Origin of the sequence: Kribbella sp. VKM Ac-2569 (assembly GCF_004216905.1) — a bacterium.
Taxonomy (GTDB): domain Bacteria; phylum Actinomycetota; class Actinomycetes; order Propionibacteriales; family Kribbellaceae; genus Kribbella.
In genome coordinates this window covers 266763-289051 of the sequence record NZ_SGXJ01000006.1, presented here as the reverse complement: position 1 = coordinate 289051, position 22289 = coordinate 266763, and the positions used below count along the sequence as shown (strand labels likewise).

20 protein-coding genes are annotated in these 22289 nt (G+C 68.3%); 16 read left to right on the top strand and 4 right to left on the bottom strand.

Annotated features, from left to right (window positions below; translation table 11 throughout):
* Positions 1-73: 73 nt before the first annotated feature.
* The 7 genes from EV649_RS35470 to hutI all read left to right on the top strand — a co-directional run bounded on the left by EV649_RS35470 (position 74) and on the right by hutI (position 7042).
* Positions 74-1072, top strand: coding sequence for an ABC transporter ATP-binding protein (locus tag EV649_RS35470; RefSeq protein ID WP_130388065.1), 999 nt, complete (start codon positions 74-76; stop codon positions 1070-1072).
* Positions 1069-1725, top strand: coding sequence for an ABC transporter permease (locus tag EV649_RS35465; RefSeq protein ID WP_130388064.1), 657 nt, complete (start codon positions 1069-1071; stop codon positions 1723-1725). The genes EV649_RS35470 and EV649_RS35465 overlap by 4 nt, the downstream gene beginning before the upstream one ends.
* Before the next feature lies 1 nt (position 1726).
* A complete protein-coding gene (locus tag EV649_RS35460) occupies positions 1727-2377 on the top strand; it encodes an ABC transporter permease (RefSeq protein WP_130388063.1) in 651 nt (216 codons plus the stop codon).
* A 79-nt stretch (positions 2378-2456) separates the two neighbouring features.
* Positions 2457-3380, top strand: coding sequence for an ABC transporter substrate-binding protein (locus EV649_RS35455; RefSeq protein ID WP_130388062.1), 924 nt, complete (start codon positions 2457-2459; stop codon positions 3378-3380).
* A gap of 7 nt (positions 3381-3387) precedes the next feature.
* Positions 3388-4575 carry an allantoate amidohydrolase gene (locus EV649_RS35450; protein ID WP_130388061.1) on the top strand — a complete coding sequence of 396 codons (1188 nt, stop codon included), beginning with the start codon at positions 3388-3390 and terminating at the stop codon, positions 4573-4575.
* Positions 4572-5882 (top strand): formimidoylglutamate deiminase, encoded by a 1311-nt coding sequence (locus tag EV649_RS35445; RefSeq protein WP_130388060.1) that lies wholly within the window; start codon positions 4572-4574, stop codon positions 5880-5882. Before EV649_RS35450 ends, EV649_RS35445 begins: the two co-directional genes overlap by 4 nt.
* On the top strand, positions 5879-7042 hold the full coding sequence (gene hutI, locus EV649_RS35440; RefSeq protein ID WP_130388059.1) for an imidazolonepropionase: 1164 nt from the start codon (positions 5879-5881) through the stop codon (positions 7040-7042). Before EV649_RS35445 ends, hutI begins: the two co-directional genes overlap by 4 nt.
* Positions 7043-7060: 18 nt before the next feature.
* On the opposite strand, the gene EV649_RS35435 is transcribed toward hutI, so the two are convergent.
* Positions 7061-7975 carry a DUF559 domain-containing protein gene (locus EV649_RS35435; protein ID WP_130388058.1) on the bottom strand — a complete coding sequence of 305 codons (915 nt, stop codon included), beginning with the start codon at positions 7973-7975 and terminating at the stop codon, positions 7061-7063.
* 143 nt (positions 7976-8118) lie between these two features.
* A complete protein-coding gene (locus EV649_RS35430; protein WP_130388057.1) occupies positions 8119-8580 on the bottom strand; it encodes a GNAT family N-acetyltransferase in 462 nt (153 codons plus the stop codon).
* Between the two features lie 232 nt (positions 8581-8812).
* Between EV649_RS35430 and dnaK the strand changes: the two genes are divergently transcribed.
* From dnaK to EV649_RS35390, 8 genes are all read left to right on the top strand, one after another.
* Entirely contained in the window at positions 8813-10684 is a 1872-nt protein-coding gene (gene dnaK, locus EV649_RS35425; protein ID WP_130388056.1) for a molecular chaperone DnaK, read from the top strand.
* Complete coding sequence (grpE, locus tag EV649_RS35420) at positions 10681-11370, top strand: nucleotide exchange factor GrpE (protein WP_130388055.1); 690 nt, start codon at positions 10681-10683, stop codon at positions 11368-11370. The genes dnaK and grpE overlap by 4 nt, the downstream gene beginning before the upstream one ends.
* A 30-nt stretch (positions 11371-11400) precedes the next feature.
* Positions 11401-12564: a molecular chaperone DnaJ gene (gene dnaJ / locus EV649_RS35415; RefSeq protein WP_130388054.1), complete on the top strand. Its 1164-nt coding sequence runs from the start codon at positions 11401-11403 to the stop codon at positions 12562-12564.
* On the top strand, positions 12564-13019 hold the full coding sequence (locus tag EV649_RS35410) for a helix-turn-helix transcriptional regulator (RefSeq protein ID WP_130388053.1): 456 nt from the start codon (positions 12564-12566) through the stop codon (positions 13017-13019). The genes dnaJ and EV649_RS35410 overlap by 1 nt, the downstream gene beginning before the upstream one ends.
* A 218-nt stretch (positions 13020-13237) precedes the next feature.
* A complete protein-coding gene (locus EV649_RS35405; protein WP_130388052.1) occupies positions 13238-13774 on the top strand; it encodes a GNAT family N-acetyltransferase in 537 nt (178 codons plus the stop codon).
* 163 nt (positions 13775-13937) lie between these two features.
* Positions 13938-16517, top strand: coding sequence for an ATP-dependent chaperone ClpB (gene clpB / locus EV649_RS35400; protein ID WP_130388051.1), 2580 nt, complete (start codon positions 13938-13940; stop codon positions 16515-16517).
* 239 nt (positions 16518-16756) lie between these two features.
* Positions 16757-17356, top strand: a complete 600-nt coding sequence (locus EV649_RS35395) for a hypothetical protein (protein WP_130388050.1) — start codon at positions 16757-16759, stop codon at positions 17354-17356.
* Entirely contained in the window at positions 17353-19974 is a 2622-nt protein-coding gene (locus EV649_RS35390) for a hypothetical protein (RefSeq protein ID WP_130388049.1), read from the top strand. Before EV649_RS35395 ends, EV649_RS35390 begins: the two co-directional genes overlap by 4 nt.
* A gap of 48 nt (positions 19975-20022) precedes the next feature.
* On the opposite strand, the gene EV649_RS35385 is transcribed toward EV649_RS35390, so the two are convergent.
* Positions 20023-20574, bottom strand: coding sequence for a dihydrofolate reductase family protein (locus tag EV649_RS35385; RefSeq protein ID WP_130388048.1), 552 nt, complete (start codon positions 20572-20574; stop codon positions 20023-20025).
* 102 nt (positions 20575-20676) lie between these two features.
* On the opposite strand from EV649_RS35385, the gene EV649_RS35380 reads away from it, so the two are divergent.
* The gene (locus EV649_RS35380; protein ID WP_130388047.1) at positions 20677-21141 is read left to right on the top strand and encodes a hypothetical protein; all 465 of its coding nucleotides are present in this window, start codon (positions 20677-20679) and stop codon (positions 21139-21141) included.
* Here the strand turns inward: EV649_RS35380 and EV649_RS35375 are convergent.
* Entirely contained in the window at positions 21138-22289 is a 1152-nt protein-coding gene (locus tag EV649_RS35375) for a pyridoxal phosphate-dependent aminotransferase (RefSeq protein WP_130388046.1), read from the bottom strand. The genes EV649_RS35380 and EV649_RS35375 overlap by 4 nt on opposite strands.

The window sequence follows — 22289 nt, the reverse complement described above, 5'->3', positions numbered from 1 at the left end:
CATCGGTCGCGCGGTCCGCTAGGGTCGATTGGGCTGTTGGGGATCTCGCAGACGACGAGCGCGAAAGGGCGCCATGATCGAGTTCGAGGATGTCACCAAGCGGTATCCGGACGGCACCGTCGCCGTCGACAAGTTGTCCCTACGGATCCCGAGCAACCAGATCACCGTGTTCGTCGGCCCGTCCGGCTGCGGCAAGACCACGTCGCTGCGGATGATCAACCGCACGATCGAGCGGACCAGCGGGACCATCTCGATCGACGGCGACGACATCAACGGCAAGGATGCCGTGACGTTGCGCCGGGGGATCGGGTACGTGATCCAGAACGCCGGCCTGTTCCCGCACAAGACGGTCGTGGAGAACGTCGCCACCGTGCCGAAGCTGATCGGCTGGGACAAGCGCAAGGCGCACAGTACGGCGATGGAACTGCTCGAACGCGTCGGCCTCGACGTCAAGCTCGCCGAGCGGTACCCGGCCCAGCTGTCCGGTGGCCAGCAGCAACGAGTCGGCGTCGCCCGTGCGCTGGCGGCCGATCCGGCGATCATGCTGATGGACGAGCCGTTCAGCGCGGTCGACCCGATCGTCCGCCACCAGTTGCAGGAGGAGCTGCTCCGGCTGCAGCGCGACATCGGCAAGACGATCGTGTTCGTCACCCACGACATCGACGAGGCGATCAAGCTCGGGGACAACGTCGCCGTACTGCGGGTCGGCGGCAAGCTCGCACAGTTCGCGCCGCCGGCCGAGCTGCTCGCCAACCCGGCCGACGAGTTCGTCCGCGGGTTCGTCGGGCAGGACCGGGGTTACCGTGCGCTGACGTTCGTGCATCCGGAAGCGCTGCCGGTGAAGCCGTTGCCGGACGAGCTGGCGTTGCAGGACGGCGTACCGCTCGGGTGGCGGAACGGGTCCGAGGAGCTGCTGCCGGTCGGCTCCGTCTTCAAACGCGGTGATTCGCTGCGCGCGGCCCTGGACGCCGTACTGACCTCGCCGACAGGCTGCGGGGTCTGCGTGGACGACAACGGCAAGGCCGTCGGCGTCATCGACCAAGCCACGGTCGCAGAGGCGCTCCGGTCATGACGTGGATCGGCGACAACCTGGGGCTGATCTGGGAACAGTTACGCGAGCATCTCTATCTGGCGATCGTTCCGGTCATCCTCGGGCTGATCATCGCGGTGCCGCTGGGGTACGTCGCGACGCGCTACGCCTGGTTGGCGAATCCGCTGATCGCGTTCGGCGGCGTCCTGTACTCGCTCCCGTCGATCGCGTTGTTCATCGTGATCCCGGCGGTGCTCGGCACCAAGGTGCTGTCCACGGTCAACATCATCGTCGCGCTGACCATCTATACGGTGTCCCTGCTGATCCGCAACGTGATCGACGGACTCCGCTCCGTGCCGCCCGACGTCCGGCAGTCGGCGATCGCGGTCGGGTACGGCGCCCTGCACCGGGTGATCGCGGTGGATCTGCCGATCGCCGTACCGGTCATCTTCACCGGTCTGCGGGTCGTGACGGTCGCGAACATCTCGATGGTGAGCGTCGGCGCGGTGATCGGGATCGGCGGGCTGGGGGAGCTGTTCACGCTGGGCTTCCAGAAGGACTTCCTCACCCCGGTCGTGGTCGGCGTGGTGCTGTCGCTGGCCCTGGCGCTGATCGCGGACCTGATCCTGGTCACTTTGCAGCGGGTCCTGACTCCCTGGGCGCGGGTTGCGACACCCGTGGCGGAGGTGGCGTGACATGTGGGAATACCTGACCGACTCGTTCAACTGGTCCGGCAACGAGGGGATCTGGGCGCGGATCGTCGAGCACCTCTGGTACACGTTCGCCGCGCTGGGCCTGTCCGTCGTGATCGCCTTGCCGATCGGTCTGCGGATCGGGCATACCCGGCGCGGAGCGTTCCTGGCCATCAACCTGGGCAACGCCGCGCGCGCCCTGCCGAGCCTCGGCCTGCTGATGATCGCGGTGCTGCTGACCGATCAGATCGGCTTCCTGCCGGTGCTGATCGCGCTGGTCGCGCTGGGCATCCCGCCGATCCTGGCCTCGACGTACGCCGGTTTGTCGGGTGTCGATGCGGCCACGATCGACGCCGCGCGCGGGATGGGGATGACCGGCCGCGAGATCCTCACCAAGGTGGAGATCCCGATCGGGCTGCCGCTGATCATCTCCGGCATCCGCAGTGCCACCCTGCAGATCGTGTCCACGGCGACGATCGCCGCACTGGTGTCGCTCGGCGGCCTCGGGCGCTACGTGGTCGACGGGCTGAAGCTCCGTGACTTCCCGCAGATGTTCACCGGCGCCCTGCTGGTGGCACTCCTCGCCATCGCCCTCGACGCACTCTTCGCGCTGATCGGGCGGATCACCGTCTCGCCAGGACTCAAGATCGGCTGAACTGTCCGTCGTACCTGATGAACTTGAACGACATCCATCGGCACCGGTCGATGGCTGAACGAGAACACTGGAGGCTCTCGTGTTGAGATCCACACTCATCCGTACTGCGATCGCCGGGATGGCGGTGCTCGGCCTGGCCGGCTGTGGGGGTGGGGGCGACCAGCTCGGCAGCGACAAGGCGGGGGACTCGCCCGCGCCGTCCAAGGTGACCAGCATCACCGTCGGGTCCGCCGACTTCTCCGAGAGCCAGCTGCTGGCGGAGATCTACGGCCAGGCACTGGCGGCCAAGGGCATCGAGGTGAAGAAGAAGCCGAACATCGGCAACCGCGAGACCTACATGGCCGCCATCAAGGACGGGTCCGTCGACCTGGTGCCGGAGTACACCGGCGCCGCGCTGGCGTACTTCGACAAGAGCTCCACCGAGACCGACCCCGACAAGGCGTACGACGCGCTGAAGAAGGCGCTGACGCCCGGGCTCGAGGTGCTGGACAAGTCGCCGGCCGCCGACGAGGACACGATCGTCGTCACCAAGGCGACCGCGGACAAGTACAGCCTGAAGTCGCTGGGCGACCTCAAGGGCAAGAACCTCGTTGCGGGCGGTAGCTCGGAGTTCAAGGTCCGGTCGGCGGGTCTGAAGGGCCTGAAGGAGAAGTACGGCGTCGAGTTCAAGGAGTACAAGACGCTGGACGCGGGCGGTCCGCTGAGCATCAAGGCGCTGACCGACAACCAGATCCAGGTGACGAACCTGTTCACCACCCAGTCGGTGATCAAGGACCAGGGCCTGGTGCAGCTCGACGACCCGGAGAAGATCCTGCCGCCGAACAACATCGTTCCGTTGATCCGGACCGACCACAAGTCCGACGACGTCGTGGCGACGCTGAACGCCGTCGACGCCAAGCTGACCACCGACGCCCTGACCGACCTGGTCAAGCGGATCGACGTCGGCAAGGAGAGCGCGGACGCGGTCGCCAAGGACTGGCTGTCGAAGAACCCCCTGACGTGAGTCTGTCTTGAGCTTCGAATCCCTCTGGGCGGACGAGTCCGCCATCGGCCGTAACCCCGACACCGGCGGTTACACCCGCGGCGGCTGGTCTCCCACCGAACGCGAGGCGACGCACTGGTTCCTGGACCAGTGCGCCGCCCGCGGCCTGACCGTCGAATCCGACGGCATAGGCAATCTCATCGCATGGTGGGGTGCCTCGGACGGACCTGGTGTGGTCACCGGTAGCCATCTGGATTCGGTGATCGACGGCGGGGCGTTCGACGGCCCGCTCGGGGTCGTGTCGGCGCTAGCGGCTGTTGATCAGTTGCGGGCAGAGGGATTCGAGCCTGGGGTGCCGATCGGCATCGGGGCATTCGTAGAAGAAGAAGGGTCGCGATTCGGGATGCCCTGTCTGGGGTCCCGGGTCGCGGCCGGAGTATTGTCCGCCGAGAAGGCTCTGCAGTTGAAGGATCGGGCCGGCGTCGGGCTGGGGGAGGCCCTGGAGGATGCGGGTCTCGACCCGGCCCGAGTCGGTCCGTCGCCGTTGCTGAGGAGGATGGGGACCTTCGTCGAGCTGCACGTGGAGCAGGGTCGCGGATTGACCGCGCCGGTGGGCGTGGCCAGCTCGATCTGGCCGCACGGGCGATTCCGGTTCACGTTCGGTGGTGAGGCCAACCATGCCGGCACCACGCTGATGGAGGACCGGCACGACCCGATGCTCACGTACGCGATGACCGCCCTCGCCGCCAACAAGCAGGCCCGGCTCGCCGGCGCCCGCGCAACGTTCGGCCGGCTCTCGGTGGAGCCCAACGGGACGAACGCCGTACCGTCCCAGGTCACCGCGTGGCTCGACGCCCGCGCCGCCGACACCGCCACGCTCGAATCGTTGCTCGCAGCAATCATCAAGCAGGCGACGGAACGCGCCGAGCGGGACGGTACGACGCTCGAGGTGACACCTGAGTCGGTCTCGCCGGTCGTCGACTTCCCGGCCGGACTGCGCGACCGGTTGGTGAACGTGCTCGACGGCGCACCGGTGCTGCCGACCGGCGCGGGGCACGACGCGGGCGTGTTCTCGGACGCCGGGATCCCGACCGCGATGCTGTTCGTCCGCAACCCGACGGGCATCTCGCATTCCCCGGCCGAGTACGCCGAGCTGGACGACTGCCTGGCCGGCGTCGACGCGCTGGCCGCCGTACTGAAGGATCTCGCGAAGTGACGTCGTACTGGTGCGAGACCGCTCTCCTCCCCGACGGTCTCGCTGGACGAGTTCTGGTGTCGGTGGTCGACGGTCGCTTCGCCTCGGTGGTGGCTGGTGTCGACCCCGGCGACGCCCAGGTGCTGAGCGGCCTCGTCGTCCCCGGGCTCGCGAACTGTCACAGTCACGCTTTTCACCGCGCGCTCCGCGGCCGCACGCAGACCGAGCGCGGCACGTTCTGGACCTGGCGCGAGCAGATGTACGCCGTCGCCGCCGCGCTCACCCCCGACACGTACTACGAGCTCGCAAAGGCCGTGTACGCCGAGATGCTGCTCGCCGGGATCACCGCGGTCGGCGAATTCCACTACTTGCACCATGCACCCGGCGGTCGACGGTACGACGATGTGAACGCCATGGGTACGGCGCTGATCGCGGCGGCGCGTGACGCCGGCCTCCGGATCGCGTTGCTCGACACCTGCTACATCGCGGGTGGGATCGACCAGCCGCTCAACGAGGTCCAGCAACGCTTCAGCGACGGCGACGCCACGGCCTGGGCCTCCCGGGTCGCGCAGCTCGCCGGCGCGGACGATGTCGTGATCGGTGCGGCGGCGCATTCGGTGCGGGGCGTTCCGCAGGATCAGCTCGGGGTGGTCGCGTCGGCGTTTCCCGACGTACCGCTTCATATCCATCTGTCCGAGCAGGTCGCGGAGAACGAGGCCTGCCTCGCGGCGTACGGCCGGACCCCGACGCAGTTGCTCGACGAGGCCGGTTTCCTGTCCGGGCGGACGAGTGCGGTGCATGCGACGCATCTGACCTCGGTCGACATCGGGCTGCTCGGGAGTTCCGCGGCGTACTCCTGCTTCTGCCCGACGACAGAGCGCGATCTCGCGGACGGGATCGGTCCGTCGGTGCAGCTGCGGGATGCGGGCTCGCCGTTGACGCTGGGCTCGGACAGTCACGCGGCGATCGATCTGTTTGAGGAGATGCGAGCCGTCGAGCTGGATGAACGGCTGGCGTCCCAGGAGCGCGGTCACTGGTCCGCGGCGGAGCTCCTCAAGGCGGCAACCGTCGACGGCCACCGCTCGATCGGCTTCGAGGACGCGGGAGTGATCGCGCCCGGCGCTCGCGCAGACCTCGTCGCGATTCGCCTCGACAGCGTCCGTACGGCGGGCACCGGCGGCAACGTGGAGACCGCGGTGTTCGCCGCGACGGCAGCGGACGTCACCGACGTAGTTGTCTCCGGCCGACGGGTAGTTGCTGCGGGCAAGCACTCGACGATCGACGCACCGTCCGCTCTGTCCACCTCGATCGCGGCGGTGACCTCGTGAGCTCACTCCTGCTGACCGGTATCGGGTCGTTGGTGACGAACGATCCCGCCCATGGCGGGTTGCTCGGTGAGCTCCACGACGCGGCGCTCGTGATCGACGGGAGCATGGTCGCGTGGGTCGGATCGCGGCGCGAGGCGCCGGCGGCCGACAGTGCGATCGACCTCGGCGGGCGGGCAGTGATCCCGGGGTTCGTCGACTCGCACTCGCACCTGGTGTTCGCCGGCGACCGGGCCGAGGAGTTCGCGGCCCGGATGACCGGTACGCCGTACTCCGCGGGCGGCATCCGGACCACGGTGGCGGCGACGCGGGAGGCCACCGACGAACAGCTGACCGCGAACGTGTCCCGGCTGGTCGCGGAGATGCGCCGGCAGGGGACGACGACCGTCGAGATCAAGTCCGGGTACGGGCTGACGGTCGCGGACGAGGCGCGGGGGCTGCAGATCGCGCGGCAGTTCACCGAAGAGACGACGTACCTCGGTGCGCACGTCGTACCGGCCGATTACGCCGACGACCCGGTGGGCTACGTGTCGCTCGTGACGGGGCCGATGCTCGACGCGGCGGCCAAGCACTCGAGGTGGATCGACGTCTTCGTCGAGCGTGGCGCGTTCGACGCGGACCAAGGACGGGCGATCCTCCAGGCCGGGATCGCGCGCGGCCTGCAAGCGCGAGTGCACGCCAACCAACTCGGCGAGGGGCCCGGCGTCCAACTCGCGGCCGAGGTCGGCGCCGCCTCGGCCGATCACTGCACCTATCTCACCGATGCCGACGTCGACGCGCTCGCCTCGAGTGGCGTCGTCGCCGGGCTGCTGCCCGCGATCGAGTTCTCCACGAGGTCGCCGTACCCGAACGCCCGCCGCCTCCTCGACGCCGGCGTCACCGTAGCCCTCGCCACCGACTGCAACCCCGGCTCCGGCTACTCGTCCTCCATGCCCTTCTGCATCGCGCTCGCCGTCCGCGAAATGCACATGACCCCCGCCGAAGCCCTCTGGTCCGCCACCGCCGGCGGAGCCGCTTCCCTCCGCCGCCCCGACCTAGGCCACCTAACCCCCGGCACCCAAGCCGACCTAGCCGTCCTGGACGCCCCGTCCTACCTACACCTCGCCTACCGCCCGGCGGTCCCTTTGGTCACGCAAACCTTCATCGCCGGGCGACTGGTGTAGGGGCGAACCCCCACGCCATCACAATTGCCCCTGGCCGATCGATCCCAGCGTGGCCAGGCGCGATTCCCGAGCATTGTGATGGCCTGGAGATCCGGCCACCGCCGCGCGGATCGCGGCGACCACCCACTCGCGGTCGAACATCACGTCCTCCCAGGAGAACCGCAGGAGCCGCCAGCCGCGAACCGTCAGGCTGACATGCCGACGGCAATCGCGGGCGAGCGCCGTACGAGTCCCGTGGTGGGCGAAGCTGTCGGCCTCGAGCGCGATCATCAGCGCCGAGTTGGCCAGGTCGATCCGGGCCGAGAAGGTGCCGTCGCGCACCACGACCTGTGGCTCGAACCCGATGATGCCCGCCTCGATCAGGATCGCGCGAAGCACCGATTCGAGCGGCGACTCGGCCCGTCCGTCCGCAGCGGCCGCAACCCGCCGCGCCCGTCGACAGCCCGGTCCGCTCAGCTCCGCAGCGGCGACCATGAGCTGGGAGCGGTCCAGGACACGACCGCGGAGCGCGGAGTCTGCGATCGAGAGACCGGCCGCGAACGGCAAGGTCCGCGCGCAGTCCAGAACCGTCTGGAGCCTGCTGGTGCACGGGCCGTCGGACGGCACGTTGTCGGCCCAGTGCAGCTCGCACTTCACCGGACTCAGCCGTCGGTGCTGCCCGCGCGGGACGGTGATCTGGGGTTTGTCCGGCAGTTCCAGCACGTCGAATCCGTGCAGCACCGCTGCGCTGAGATGCGACACCAGCCCGCCCTGGGCACGGGCGGCCGCGATCGGATCGGGCGCAGTCGGCAGCGCATAGACGCCTTTCGCGATCCGGCGGATCGATCCGCCGGCCAGGGCGGCGCGAATCGCGTGGCCGGACACGATCGCCCGCAGCTCTCCGAACGTCGCCACGCCCTCCCGTCGCAGCAGCACATCGATGACCTCGGGCACGTCTTCATGGTGGCGCACCTAGCGCATGTCGCGTCGGGAGTTGTCCACAGGCGATCTCCAGGCCATCACAATTGACGGCCGGCTGGCCGTGCCCGCGTGGCCAGGCGAGGGACGTTCAATTGTGATGGCCTGGCGGTCGCAATCTAGTCGGACAGTTCCTTGGACAGGAGGGCGGTGGTGGTGCCGTTGGGGAGGCGTTGTTTGGCGACCTCGATGTAGCCGCGGGCGTGGTGGAAGTCGATCGCCGGCGTGTCAGTCGGGACGGCGGCGACTGTGCGGTCGAAGGGCTTGGCGGCTCGTTCGATCGCGCGGTAGACCTGGGTCGCGATGCCGGTGCGCCGGTGCTCGGCGGCGATCACGATTCGCTCTATGAGCAGGAACCGGTCGGCGTACGTCTGGGTGAACGCCTCGAACGCCAGCCCGTCGTACGCCGAACCCGGGGTGAACGTGAGGACGAACCCGGCGGGTACGTCGTCCAGGTCGACGACGACGGCGTGTGCGGCGATCAGCCGGAGCCAGTCCAGGCGGTCGGGGTTCAGGGGGTCGACGAGCCCCGCGGCGGAGGCATTCAGCGCGAGAACCGCGCCGAGGTCGGCTGCGGTCATCGGGCGGAGTTTCACACTGAGCAGGATCGCACGGTAAACGTTTGCATCGGGAGGGGTCTCCCTGGCCGCACCCTGGCCGGGACCCCGAAATCGGGGGCCGCCCTTGGGAATGACCTGACCGTCGTGCAATGTTGAGTCCAGTGAACTCAAGTTTGTTCAGTCACGGATTTGAACCGAGGCGGACGAACGGGCAACATTGAGTCTGTATCACTCAACTTCGTGGAGGTAAAGAATGGCCCGCGCGGTCGGTATCGATCTCGGTACGACGAACTCCGTCATCGCCGTACTGGAAGGTGGCGAGCCCACCGTCATCCCCAACGCCGAGGGAGCGCGCACGACGCCCTCGGTGGTGGCTTTCGCCAAGAACGGCGAGGTCCTGGTCGGCGAGGTGGCGAAGCGCCAGGCCACCACGAACGTGGACCGCACCATCCGCTCGGTCAAGCGCCACATGGGCGAGGCCTGGAGCGTCGACATCGACGGCAAGAAGTTCACGCCGCAGCAGATCAGCGCGTTCGTGCTGCAGAAGCTGAAGCGGGACGCCGAGGCGTACCTCGGGGAGCAGGTCACCGACGCGGTCATCACCGTGCCGGCGTACTTCTCCGACGCGCAGCGCCAGGCGACCAAGGAGGCCGGCGAGATCGCGGGCCTGAAGGTGCACCGGATCGTCAACGAGCCGACCGCGGCCGCGCTCGCCTACGGCCTGGACAAGGGCACCGAGCAGACCATCCTGGTCTTCGACCTCGGCGGCGGCACGTTCGACGTCTCGCTGCTGGAGATCGGCGACGGTGTCTTCGAGGTGAAGGCGACCAGCGGTGACAACCACCTCGGTGGTGACGACTGGGACGCGCGGATCGTGCAGTGGCTGGTGACTCAGTTCAAGAACAAGAACGGCACCGACCTGTCCGGCGACAAGATGGCGATGCAGCGCCTCACCGAGGCCGCCGAGAAGGCGAAGATCGAGCTGTCCGCCGCGGCCGAGACCACGATCCACCTGCCGTACCTGAGCCTCACCGACGCGGGCCCGCTGCACCTGGAGGAGAAGCTCTCCCGGGCCGAGTTCCAGAAGATGAGCAACGACCTGCTGGAGCGCGCCCGCGCCCCGTTCAAGGCCGTCATCAAGGACGCCGGTATCGACGTGGCCAAGATCGACCACGTGATCCTGGTCGGCGGTTCGACCCGGATGCCCGCGGTCGCCGAGCTGGTCAAGGAGCTGACCGGCGGCAAGGACCCGAACAAGGGTGTGAACCCGGACGAGGTCGTCGCGGTCGGCGCCTCCCTGCAGGCCGGTGTGCTGAAGGGTGAGGTCAAGGACGTCCTGCTGCTCGACGTGACCCCGCTGAGCCTCGGTATCGAGACCAAGGGCGGCGTGTTCACCAAGATCATCGAGCGCAACACCACGATCCCGACCAAGGGTTCGGAGATCTTCACCACGGCCGAGGACAACCAGCCGTCGGTGATGATCCAGGTGTACCAGGGCGAGCGCGAGATGGCCCGCGACAACAAGTCGCTCGGCAACTTCGAGCTGACCGGCCTGCCGCCGGCGCCGCGGAACGTGCCGCAGATCGAGGTCACCTTCGACATCGACGCGAACGGCATCGTGCACGTGAACGCCAAGGACCTGGCCACCGGCAAGGAGCAGCGGATGACGGTCACGGGTGGCTCCGCGCTGCCGAAGACCGACATCGACCAGATGGTCCGCGACGCCGAGCAGTACGCCGAGGAGGACCGGCAGCGCCGCGAGGCGGTGGAGAACCGCAACCAGGCGGAGTCGCTGGTCTACCAGACCGAGAAGTTCCTGCAGGAGAACGAGGACAAGGTTCCGGACGACGTCAAGACCGAGGTCAAGGACGGCGTGGCCGAGCTGAAGAAGGCCCTCGAGGGTGACGACGCCGACGCGGTCAAGGCCGCCTCGGAGAAGCTCGCCCAGTCCAGCCAGAAGATGGGCGCCGCGATGTACGCGAACGCCCAGGCCGCCGGCGGTTCGACCGACGACGGCGCCACCTCCGAGGACACGACCGGCAGCAGCAACAGCAACGACGACGATGTCGTCGACGCCGAGATCGTGGACGAGGACCGGCCGCAGGACAAGACGGAGGACAAGTGACGGATCGACCGACTGGCAGCGAGTTCGGTGACGGGGAGCCCGTCATCCGCGACAAGCGCCGGATCGACCCGGAAACCGGCAAGTTGCGGGAGCCTGCGGACCAGTCCGCGGCTCCCGCGGCGGGGGCCCCGAGCGGACAGCCGCCGCGGGACCCGTCCGATCTGATCGGTCCGTCCGCCCAGGAGGCCCTGCTGACCGAGGCGCTCGCGGAGCGTACAGCGGACCTGCAGCGACTGCAGGCCGAGTACGTGAACTACAAGCGCCGCGTGGACCGGGAGCGGGAAGCGTCCCGCGAGCTGGTGATCGGCACGGTGCTGTCCGAACTGCTCGGGATCCTGGACGACGTCGGCCGGGCCCGCGAAGCCGGTGAGCTCGAGGGCGCGTTCAAGGCTGTCGCCGAGTCGCTGGAGCGGGTCACCGAGAAGCTCGGCCTGGTGAAGTTCGGCGAGAAGGGCGACACCTTCGACCCGCGGATCCACGAGGCCCTGCTGCACAACTACTCCGACGAGGTCGAGGGTCCGACCGCGACGATGATCATGCAACCGGGCTACCGCCACGGTGAGCGGATCCTGCGGGCGGCGCGAGTGGCCGTGTCGGAGCCGACCGAACAACTGCCGGGCGAGGCCGCGAAGGCCGACGTACCGGTGGAGAGCACTGATGAAGACGCGGACAGGTCCGCGGAGTAGTACCGACCACGACGGGAGGGGAGGCGCCAGATGAGCCAGAAGGACTGGATCGAGAAGGACTTCTACAAGATTCTCGGCGTCTCCAAGACCGCCGAGGCCGACGAGATCAAGAAGGCCTACCGCAAGCTGGCCCGGCAGTACCACCCGGACTCCAACGCCGGGGACACCAAGGCGGAAGCCAAGTTCAAGGAGGTCTCCGAGGCGTACGACGTCGTCGGCGACCCGAAGAAGCGCAAGGAGTACGACGAGGCACGCCGGCTGTTCGGCAGCGGCGGCTTCCGGATGCCGAGCGGCAGCGGTCAGGGCGGTGGCTTCGACTTCAACGTCGGTGACCTGTTCAACCGCGGCGGCCAAGGCGGCGGCAGCGGCCTCGGCGACATCCTGGGCGGCATGTTCGGCGGTGGTGGCCGGACCACGACCACCACCACGGCCCGTCCGCGGCGCGGTCAGGACATCGAGACCGAGGCGACGATCGACTTCGCCGAGGCCGTGAACGGTGTCACGGTCGGGCTCCGGATGACCAGCGACGAGCCGTGCGCGACGTGTCGCGGGACCGGTGCGAAGTACGGCACTGTGCCGAGGGTCTGCCTGAAGTGCGAAGGCACGGGTATGCAGACCTCGGTGCAGGGTGGTGTGTTCGCGATGACCGAGCCGTGCACCGAGTGCAAGGGTCGCGGTCTGGTCGTCGACCAGCCGTGCGAGACCTGCCACGGCTCCGGCCGCGGCCAGTCGAGCAAGACCATGCAGGTCCGCATCCCCGCGGGCGTGCAGGACGGTCAGCGGATCCGGCTGAAGGGCAAGGGCGCGGCGGGCGAACGGGGTGGCCCCGCGGGCGACCTCTACGTCACCGTGCACGTCAAGCCGCACCGGATCTTCGGCCGGCAGGGCGAGCACCTGACGCTCAACGTCCCGGTGAGTTTCACCGAGGCGGCGCTGGGTGCCGAGATCAAGGTTCCGACCCTCGACGGCCTGCCCGTCACGGTCCGGATCCCAGCAGGTACGGCGAACGGGAGCAAGCTGCGCGTCCGCGGCAAGGGTTCGGTCCGGCGGGACGGGACCAAGGGCGACCTGATGCTCACGCTCGAAGTGCAGGTCCCGCACGAGCTGACCGACGAGCAGAAAGAGAAGCTGCAGGAGTTCAGCTCCGCGTCGGACCAGCCTGATCTGCGGGCCGGGTTGTTCGGGAGCTCGTGATGGGCATCCCGTTCAGCCAGGTGCCGACCTGGGACGACCGCACCCCGATCTACGTGATCTCGGTGGCGGCCCAACTGGCCGGCATGCATCCGCAGACGTTGCGCCAGTACGACCGGCTCGGCCTGGTAGTGCCGAGCCGGGCGTCCGGCCGCGGCCGGCGGTACTCGGCGTACGACGTGGCGAGGCTGCGTTATGTGCAGCACCTGTCCCAGGAAGAAGGCGTCAACCTCGCGGGAATTCGGCACGTCCTCGCGCTACAGTCGGAGGTGGAGGACCTGCGTCAGCGGGTCAACCAGCTCCTGGCCGAAGTCCAGCGCGGTGTCGGCGCCTCCCGGCGTCCCGCCGCCAGCCGGGTCTTCTCGGCCGGTCCCGCAGGCGACGTGATCGCCATGGGCCGGCAGCAGACCACGACGCGATGGATCCGCACCCAGCCCCTGGAACTCGGCCCTCGCTGATCCTCCGCCGTACATCTCATAGGGCCACCGGAGTGTTCTGATCCCCCTCGGAGCCTCCGGTCCGGTGGAGGTCGTCGTTCCCCCACGACGCCTCCACAGTCGAAGGTGCGCTAACCCCCCAGCGCCCTTCGACCCCCGCAGGGTGGTCCGTTCCAGGACCGCCCTGCGGTTCTCGTTCGTCCTGTTGTCTTCCGGCGGGCAACGCATACCCTGGCGAGGTGACGCTGAAGCTGGAGACGGACCGGCTGCTGCTCCGGGACTGGGAGGAAGACGACGCCGACGCCGCGCTGGAGATCTTTGGCTCCGCCGACGTGGCGCCCTGGCTGTCACCGGCCATCGACAAGGTGCCGGACGCCGCAACCATGCGGTTGATCCTGCAGTCCTGGATCGAGGCCCAGCCGAACTTCGTCGTACCCGCGGGCCGTTGGGCGATCGCGCGCCGGGACGACGGTGAGGTCGTCGGCGCGTTGCTGATCCGCCTGCTCCCGCCGTACGAGGAGGATCTCGAGATCGGCTGGCAGTTGCGGCCGAGCGCGTGGGGTTTCGGGTACGCGACCGAGGCCAGCCACGCGTTGATGGGCTGGGCGTTCGGCGACGGCGAGGTCGACGAACTGTTCGCCGTCGCGCGACCGGCCAACAAGCGCGCGATCGCCACCGCGAGACGGCTCGGCATGGAATGGGTCGGCGAGACCGACAAGTACTACAACCTGAATCTGCAGGTGTACCGGATCCGCGCGTCGGAGTTCACCACCTGAGCCTGTTCCACGAGGGGTGGCGCCGTACCGGTGCCACCCCTCAGTCATGCCCCGGGACCCTGACTTGTCCCTGGGATTTTCCAGAGTTGAGTGGAATGGACTCAAGTTTGGATAAGTTGTATCTAGTGACTGTTGTTGCTGGAACTTGAAAGGCTGGAACTAGATGGACGTTCAGCGGTTGACGACCCTCGCGCGCGAAACCCTGTCGGTCGCGATCCGTCAGACCTCCGCGGCGGGCAACCCGACCGTGGAACCGATTCACCTGCTGTCCGGGTTGCTCGCGCAGCCCGAGGGCACCACGATCGGCCTGCTCGAAGCGGCCGGTGGCGACCTCGACGCCGTACGCCGGAAGACCGCCGAGCAGCTGAGCCGACTCCCGAAGGCGAGCGGTGGCAGCGTGCAGGCGCCGAGCCTGTCGCCGAAGACCGGTGACGTGCTGAACCAGGCGGAGCAGCGGGCCCTCGGGCTCGGGGACGAGTACGTCTCCACCGAGCACCTGCTGATCGCGCTCGCGACCGTCGAGGGAGCTGCGAAGAGTGCGGTCGGCGTGACGCCAGAGGCGTTGCTGCAGGCGTTCGACCACATGCGCGGCAACCGCCGGATCACCTCGCCGGAGGCCGAGGGCACCACCAAGTCGCTGGAGAAGTACGGCGTCGACCTCACCGAACGGGCTCGCGACGGCAAGCTCGACCCCGTGATCGGCCGGGACACCGAGATCCGGCGCGTGGTCCAGGTGCTGTCCCGCCGTACCAAGAACAACCCGGTCCTGATCGGTGAGCCCGGCGTCGGCAAGACCGCCGTCGTCGAGGGGCTGGCCCAGCGGATCGTGGCCGGTGACGTGCCCGAGTCGCTGCGTGGCCGCCGGCTGATCAGCCTGGACCTCGGCGCGATGGTCGCGGGTGCGAAGTACCGCGGTGAGTTCGAGGAGCGGCTGAAGGCCGTGCTGACCGAGATCAAGGAGTCCGACGGTCAGGTCATCACGTTCATCGACGAGTTGCACACTGTCGTCGGCGCCGGTGCGTCCGGCGAGGGCGCGATGGACGCCGGCAACATGCTGAAGCCGATGCTGGCGCGCGGTGAGCTGCGGATGATCGGTGCGACCACCCTGGACGAGTACCGGACGCGCATCGAGAAGGACCCGGCGCTGGAGCGTCGTTTCCAGCAGGTGTTCGTCGGCGAGCCGTCGGTCGAGGACTCGATCGCCATCCTGCGTGGCCTGAAGGAGCGCTACGAGGGGCACCACAAGGTCGCGATCTCCGACTCCGCGCTGGTCGCGGCGGCGACGCTGTCGAATCGGTACATCACCGGTCGCCAGCTGCCCGACAAGGCGATCGACCTGGTCGACGAGGCCGCGTCCCGGCTGCGGATGGAGATCGACTCGTCCCCGGTCGAGATCGATTCACTGCGCCGTACTGTCGACCGGCTGAAGATGGAGGAGCTGGCGCTGTCCCGCGAGGACGACCCCTCGTCGCAGGAACGGCTGGAGCGGCTGCGCGCCGACCTCGCCGACCGCGAGGAGGAGCTGCGCGCGCTCGAGGCCCGCTGGGAGCGGGAGAAGACCGGCCTGAACCGGGTCGGTGAGATCAAGGAGCGCATCGACGAGCTGCGCGGCCAGGCCGAGCGCGCCCAGCGCGACGGCGACCTGGAGACCGCGGCCCGGATCCTGTACGGCGAGATTCCGCAGCTCACCAAGGAGCTCGAGGAGGCCGACGCCCAGGAAGAGGTTGCCGAAGGCCCCGAAGCGATGGTGAACGAGGAGGTCGGGCCGACCGAGATCGCCGAGGTGATCGCGATGTGGACCGGCATCCCGACCGGCCGGCTGCTCGAGGGCGAGACCGGCAAGCTGCTCCGGATGGAGGACGAGCTCGGGCACCGGCTGATCGGTCAGCGCGAGGCGGTCAAGGCCGTGAGCGACGCCGTACGGCGGGCGCGCGCGGGCATCTCCGACCCGGACCGGCCGACCGGTTCGTTCCTGTTCCTCGGCCCGACCGGTGTGGGTAAGACCGAGTTGGCGAAGGCGCTCGCGGACTTTCTGTTCGACGACGAGCGGGCGATGGTCCGGATCGACATGTCGGAGTACGGCGAGAAGCACAGCGTCGCGCGGCTGGTCGGCGCGCCGCCCGGGTACGTCGGGTACGAAGAGGGTGGCCAGCTGACCGAGGCCGTCCGTCGCCGTCCGTACTCGGTGATTCTGCTCGACGAGGTGGAGAAGGCGCACCCCGAGGTCTTCGACATCCTGCTGCAGGTGCTGGACGACGGCCGGCTGACCGACGGCCAGGGTCGTACGGTCGACTTCCGGAACGTGATCCTGATCCTCACCAGCAACCTGGGTTCGGCGTACCTGGCAGATCTGTCGCTGGACGACAAGGCCAAGCGCGACCAGGTGATGGCCGTGGTGCGGCAGTCGTTCAAGCCGGAGTTCATCAACCGGCTCGACGAGATCGTGCTGTTCGACGCGCTCGGCAGCGAGGAGCTGACGCAGATCGTTGGCTTGCAGATCGTCGCGCTGCAGCGGCGGCTGACCGATCGGCGGATCACGCTGGACGTCGACGAGGGCGCGATGGAGTGGCTGGCGCTGACCGGGTACGACCCGGTGTACGGCGCCCGCCCGCTCCGCCGCCTGGTCCAGTCCGCGATCGGCGACGAACTCGCCCGCGGCCTGCTCAACGGCACCATCCGCGACGGCGAAACCGTCAAGGTAACCCTCAACGAGTCGAAGGACGCGTTGGACGTCTCCGCCTGACGATCACTGCTCGAGCCGGGCCGGTCTCCCTGACCGGCCCGGCTTTTGCATTGTCCTGGAATGCCTTCAAACACTTGAACTTCGGGCAGTTTCCAGTCGGTATCTCTCCGCTCTTGAAACCAATGGTTACTGCTTGGTAGGAACGTCCGTCAGCAAAGTACTGAACAGTAGTTCAAGTACCTGAAACTTGGATTTTCCGGCGGGGGGTCCCCGGAGTCCCACAGTGAGTGGAGGACTCAATGCAGCGCAGCACCCTGGTATCCGGTGCGCTGCTGGCCGTCGTCGCGTGTCTGTTGTGTCTGGTCGGGGAAGCTCTCGGTCTGGATACGCAGCACGTGGCACTGGTCGGCGGGGCACTGGGCGGCGTGGTGGGGCTGGTGCAGGATCGCACGCCGGCGATGCGCGCGGCCGGCTTCTTGATCGGGCTGTTCGTCGCCTGGCTCGGATTCGCCGTACGGGCGCTCTATCTGCCTGACTCGGCGTCCGGCCGCGCCGTCGCGGCCGTCGCCGTCGTGGCCGTGTGCGTGGCGTTCACGGCCGGCTCGGCCGACCGGATCCCGTTGTGGACCTTACTGCTCGGCGCTGCCGCGATGGTCGCCGTGTACGAGGAGACCTATACCGCGGACAGCCCGGCCTTCCTGGCCCAGTCGCCGTCGGCGGCCACCGGCGTACTGCTGGCGGCCGGGCTCGGGTTCCTGGCGACCTCGCTCCAGCGGCCGCGACCGGCGCCGGCCGCTGAGCGTTCCGAGGTTCCACCCGACGAGCCGACCGAAGAAGATGCCTGGGTTCCGGCCGACGACACCCGTGAGCTTGCCTCGACCGAAGGAGACCGTGCGTGACCGCCCGACGCATCACCCGGGGACTGGCTGTCGTCATCGCCGTCCCCTCCGCTTTCGTCCTGTCGACGTCCCCGGCGCTGGCCACGTCGAGCGCACTCTCCGCCGGACCCGTCACGGTCACCAACACCGAGACTGTGCAGGCCAGACTCGACCCCAGCGGCAAGGTCGAAGGCGCCCGCATCTACGAGCAACTCGCCTTTGCCGGCACCGGAAAGGTGAAACTCACCAACCCGGTGTCGACCGACAGCCTGCGCAACCTGGACAGCTTCGGCGGCTTCTCGGTCGAGCACGGCAAGATGGCTGTGGACCTGTCGGTGGACGGAGAGCAGCGGATTCGCACCGTCAGTGACTTCGACAAGAAGAAGCTGCCGATCAAGATCGCCGTCACCTACACCCTGAACGGCAAGAAGCTGTCCAAGCCCAGTGACGTCGTCGGCAAGAAGGGCCGGCTGGAGGCGCACTACGTCGTGGAGAACACCACGGCCAAGACCGAGTCGGTGACGATCACCGATGGGTACGGCAAGCAGGTCGTCGAGGAGGCCGACGTCGTCATCCCGATGGTCGGTCAGCTGACGACTGTGCTGCCGCCCGAATTCGCTGATGTCACCTCGGCCGAGGCGAACAAGGCCGGCGACGGCAAGGGCGGTACGAAGCTGAGCTTCACCGCGACGCTGTTCCCGCCCGTCGGCGCCGCGACCGCGGAGTTCGGCTGGGCGGCCGAGGTCAAGGACGCGATCGTCCCCGAGGCCGAGCTGACCGCGTTGCCGGTCAGCCCGCTGGAAAGCCCGTCGTTCAAGACCGCGGTCTCCGGGTATCAGAGCGGCGCAGAGAAGGGCGCAGACCTGGTCGAGGGCGGTACGACGCTCGACTCGAACCTGATCCGGCTGCGGGACGGCGCCCAGAAGCTGCTCTCCGGCCTGCTCCAGCTGAACGCCGGTGCGAAGACCCTGAACGAAGGCCTCGCCAACCAGGCCGCGCCTGGTGCCACGAAGCTCTCGGGCGGTGCGTCGCGGCTGGCCGACGGCATGGCTGAGCTCGAGTCAGGTGCATCTCTGCTACGCACGAAGACCGGCGAGGCCGCCAAGGGTGCGGACAAGCTGGACAAGGGCGCGGGTGAGCTGCAGAAAGGCGCGAAGGACCTTGCCGCAGGTGCTGGCCGGCTGAAGACCGGCACCGGCAAACTCGCCTCCGGCCTGGACGAGGCCACCGGCAAGGCTCCTGCCCTGATCGACGGACTGAACCAGGTCAGCGGCGGGCTGAAGAGCGTCGAGGACGGGCTCGGTCAGATGTACGGCGGCATCGGCCAACTGCCCACCAAGGCCAAAGGCCTGCACGACGGCGTGGCACAGCTCCGCGCGGGGATCGGCTCGGTCGGAACCGAGGGAACGCTGCTCGGCGGATTGGAGACGCTGAAGAAGCAGCTCGCGGCCTCCGGTCCGGGAATCGACAAGATGCGCGGTGGCGTGCACTGTGCGGCGGACGCGCTCACTGCGGTCAGCAAGGGCAAGCCGGCCGGAACGTACGACGAGGCTTGCTATGGCGCCGCTGCCGCGCAGCTGAACGGGCCGGCCGGGGCGCTGAACGTCGGGCCGGAGACCAATCCGGTCAAGAAGATGATCCTCGACTCGGTGATCGCCCAGATGGGCTCGATGGGTGACCCGGTGCCCGATCTGGACAAGCCGCTGCCGGATTCCGCCAGACTGCAGGCTGCGCTCGCTTACCTGAAGGGCCGGCTGACCCAGCGCGCCGTACCAGGTATTGCGCAGCTGCAGTGCGGGCTCGACAACCGGGTCGCGGGCTGCCCGGACTCGGAGCCCGGTCTGATGCAGGGACTCATGGCGGTGGATGCCGGTGTGACTCAGCTGGTGTCCGGAGTGGTTGCCAGCGTCCAGGGCGGCATCGGCACTTCCAAGGACACGCCGGCCAAGAAGACCCTGCGTGGTGGGGTCAACGGGCTGCAGGGTGGCATCGGACAGATCCAGGCAGGTGGTAAAACGCTGCTGGCCGGCCTCACCCAGCTGTCGGACGGCGCTGACCAGCTCGACACGGGAGCGGGTGCGCTGTCCACCGGCACTGGCAAGCTCAAAGCAGGTGCCGGCGTGCTGGCGAACGGCACCGGGCAGCTCGGCAACGGGCTCGGGTTGCTGGCCGGCGGTACGGGCAAACTGGCCGACGGCGTCGGCCAGGCCAAGACCGGCTCGGACCAGCTGGCGCAGGGTTCCAAGGATCTGGCGACCGGCATTGGCTCCGCGGCCGAGGGTTCGGGCAAGCTGGCAGACGGTCTCACCACCGCCACCGAACAAGCGCCCGCTATCCCCGACGGCGCCGGCCGGCTCTCGAAGGAAGGTGCGAAGGTGCTGACCAAGAACGGCGCCGACACCGCACGCGACTTCGGCCGCCGCTACAGCCTGCTTTCCGCCGGCGCCGACCGCGCCAAGACCGAGTCAATGCCTTTCGGTGCTCCCGAGGGTGCGGCCGGCGCAACGGCGTACTCGCTCAAGCTGGCCGGGGCCACCGGTGAAGGCGACCGCAGCTGGATCCGCCTTCTCGCCGGCCTGGCGGTCTTCGGTGCCGCCATCGGCGCCACCAGCCTCTTCCGCAGGCGCGCCACCTCCTGAGGTTCGCTGACGTGTTGGGGCCTGGTCAATCCGACCAGGCCCCTTCGTCTATGCAGGTTCGTAGGTCAACACCAGAACGCCTGATTGCAGCGTCTTCTGACGCACCAGTTTCAGCTCGGTGCGTTCCGCGAACAGCATCTGACCCGTGCCCAGCACCAGCGGGTGCAGCATGATCTCCAGCTCGTCGACCAGGCCGTGCTCCAGCAGGCTGCGCAGGAGCGCCGGATTGCCGTACATCATGATGTCGCCGCCGTCCTCCTTCTTGATCTGCCGGAGAGCAGCGATCGCATCGCCTTCCAGCAGTGTCGCGTTCCACGTCAGCTTCCCGGTCAAGGTGCTGGAGGCAACGAGTTTGGGCAGGCTTCGCAGACGATCGGCGTACGGCCCGTCGGCGTTTCCCCAGGCGGCGGCGAACATCTCGTACGTACGCCGCCCACACAGGAAGTAGTCGCAGGTCGCCAGCTTCTCGATGGACAGACGCACCGATTCCTGGCCGAAGTACGGTTGCGCCCAGCCGCCGTACGCCGTACCGCTGTAGCCTCCTGGGTCCTCTACGACTCCGTCGAGCGTCATCAGCGCCGAGGCGATGATCTTGCGCATGCTGCTCCTTCCGGTCTTTGGTGAATAGACCGGCCGCGCGTGAGAAAGGAATCGGTTTTGGTGATCTGGGAGGATCGGGGCGGGGGTCGTGGAAGGAAGCGGATGGCTGAGCAGCGTGGTGACGAGCCGGTTGATGGTGGGCCGGGGCCGTACAGCGGACTGTTCGGTGCGGTGCCGGACACGCACAGCTACCAGGCGGCGACACCCAAGCAGGTGACGGTCGCCGCGGTCATCTCCGCCGGGCTGGGCGCGATGTGCCTGCTGCTGGCGGCGCTAGCCCTGACGTCCGCAGGCGGCCAGATCTCCGAGGTACTCACAGGCTCCCGCGGCAACACCCCGGTCGCCGTCGCGGCCGCGCTGGTCTGCGCCGTCGTCTACCTCGTCCCCGCCCTCTACCTCCGCAAACGCCGCCCCTGGTCCCGCTACGTCCTGATCGCCGTAGCAGCCCTCGGTATCGCAGGCGGCGTAATGGCCTTACCGGCAAGCCTCCTGGGCCTAGCCATCCACGTCACCCTCCTGACCCTCATGCTCCAACGCCCCACCAAACTCTGGTTCAACCACCGCTAACTCAGCTTCTGGAGGCGGGTCAGGGCTTCTTGTAGTACCTCGGGTTGTTTGCAGAAGGCCCAGCGGACCAAGGGGCGGCCTGGTTCGGGGTTGTCGTAGAAGACTTGGTGGGGGATGGCTACTACGCCGGCTCGTTGGGGGAGCATGCGGCAGAATTCGATGCCGTCGGTGTGGCCGAGGGGGCGGATGTCGGTGGTGATGAAGTAGGTGGCGGCGGGGAGGTGGACCTCGAAGCCCAGGTCGGCCAGGCCGGTTGCCAGCAGGTCGCGGCGGGACTGGAGGTCGGCGCGCAGGGCGTCGTAGTAATCGGTGCCCAGGGCAAGGGCGTTCGCGACAGCCGGCTGGAAAGGCGCGCCCGACGTGAAGGTGAGGAACTGCTTGGCGGTGGTCACCGCCGTCACCACCTCAGACGAACCGGTGACCCACCCGATCTTCCATCCGGTGACCGCGAACGTCTTTCCAGCGCTGCTGATCGACACGGTCCGGTCCGCCATCCCGTCGTACGTCGCGAGCGGCCGGTGCGTCCCGTCGTACACGAGGTGTTCGTAGACCTCGTCCGTGATGACGATCAGGTCGTGTTCGAGGGCGACGTCGCGGATGCCGCGCAATTCCTCGTCGTTGAGGACGGTCCCGGTCGGGTTGTGCGGTGAGTTGATCAGCAGCACCTTCGTCCGCGGTGTGACGGCGGCGCGCAGTTCGTCGAGGTCCAGCCGGTACGACGGTGCTCGCAGGGTCACTGGTACGCGCCGTCCGCCGGCGAAGGCGATCCCTGCCGCGTACGAGTCGTAGTACGGCTCCAGCGCGATCACCTCGTCACCGGGCTCGACGAACGCGAGCAGCGCGGCCGCGATCGCCTCGGTCGCGCCGGTGGTGACCAGGACCTGCGTGTCCGGGTCGTACGAGAGGTCGTAGAACCGCTTCTGGTGGTCGACGATCGCCTGCCGCAGCGCGGGTACCCCACGACCCGGTGCGTACTGGTTCGCGCCGGCCCGGATCGCCGCGATCGCGTCCTCAAGCAGTGAGTCCGGCCCGTCGCGGTCCGGGAAGCCCTGGCCGAGGTTGACCGATCCGGTCGCCACCGCCAGCGCGGACATCTCCGCGAAGATCGTCGTACCGAGGCCGTTCAACCGCTCAGCGTGTGCGCGCAT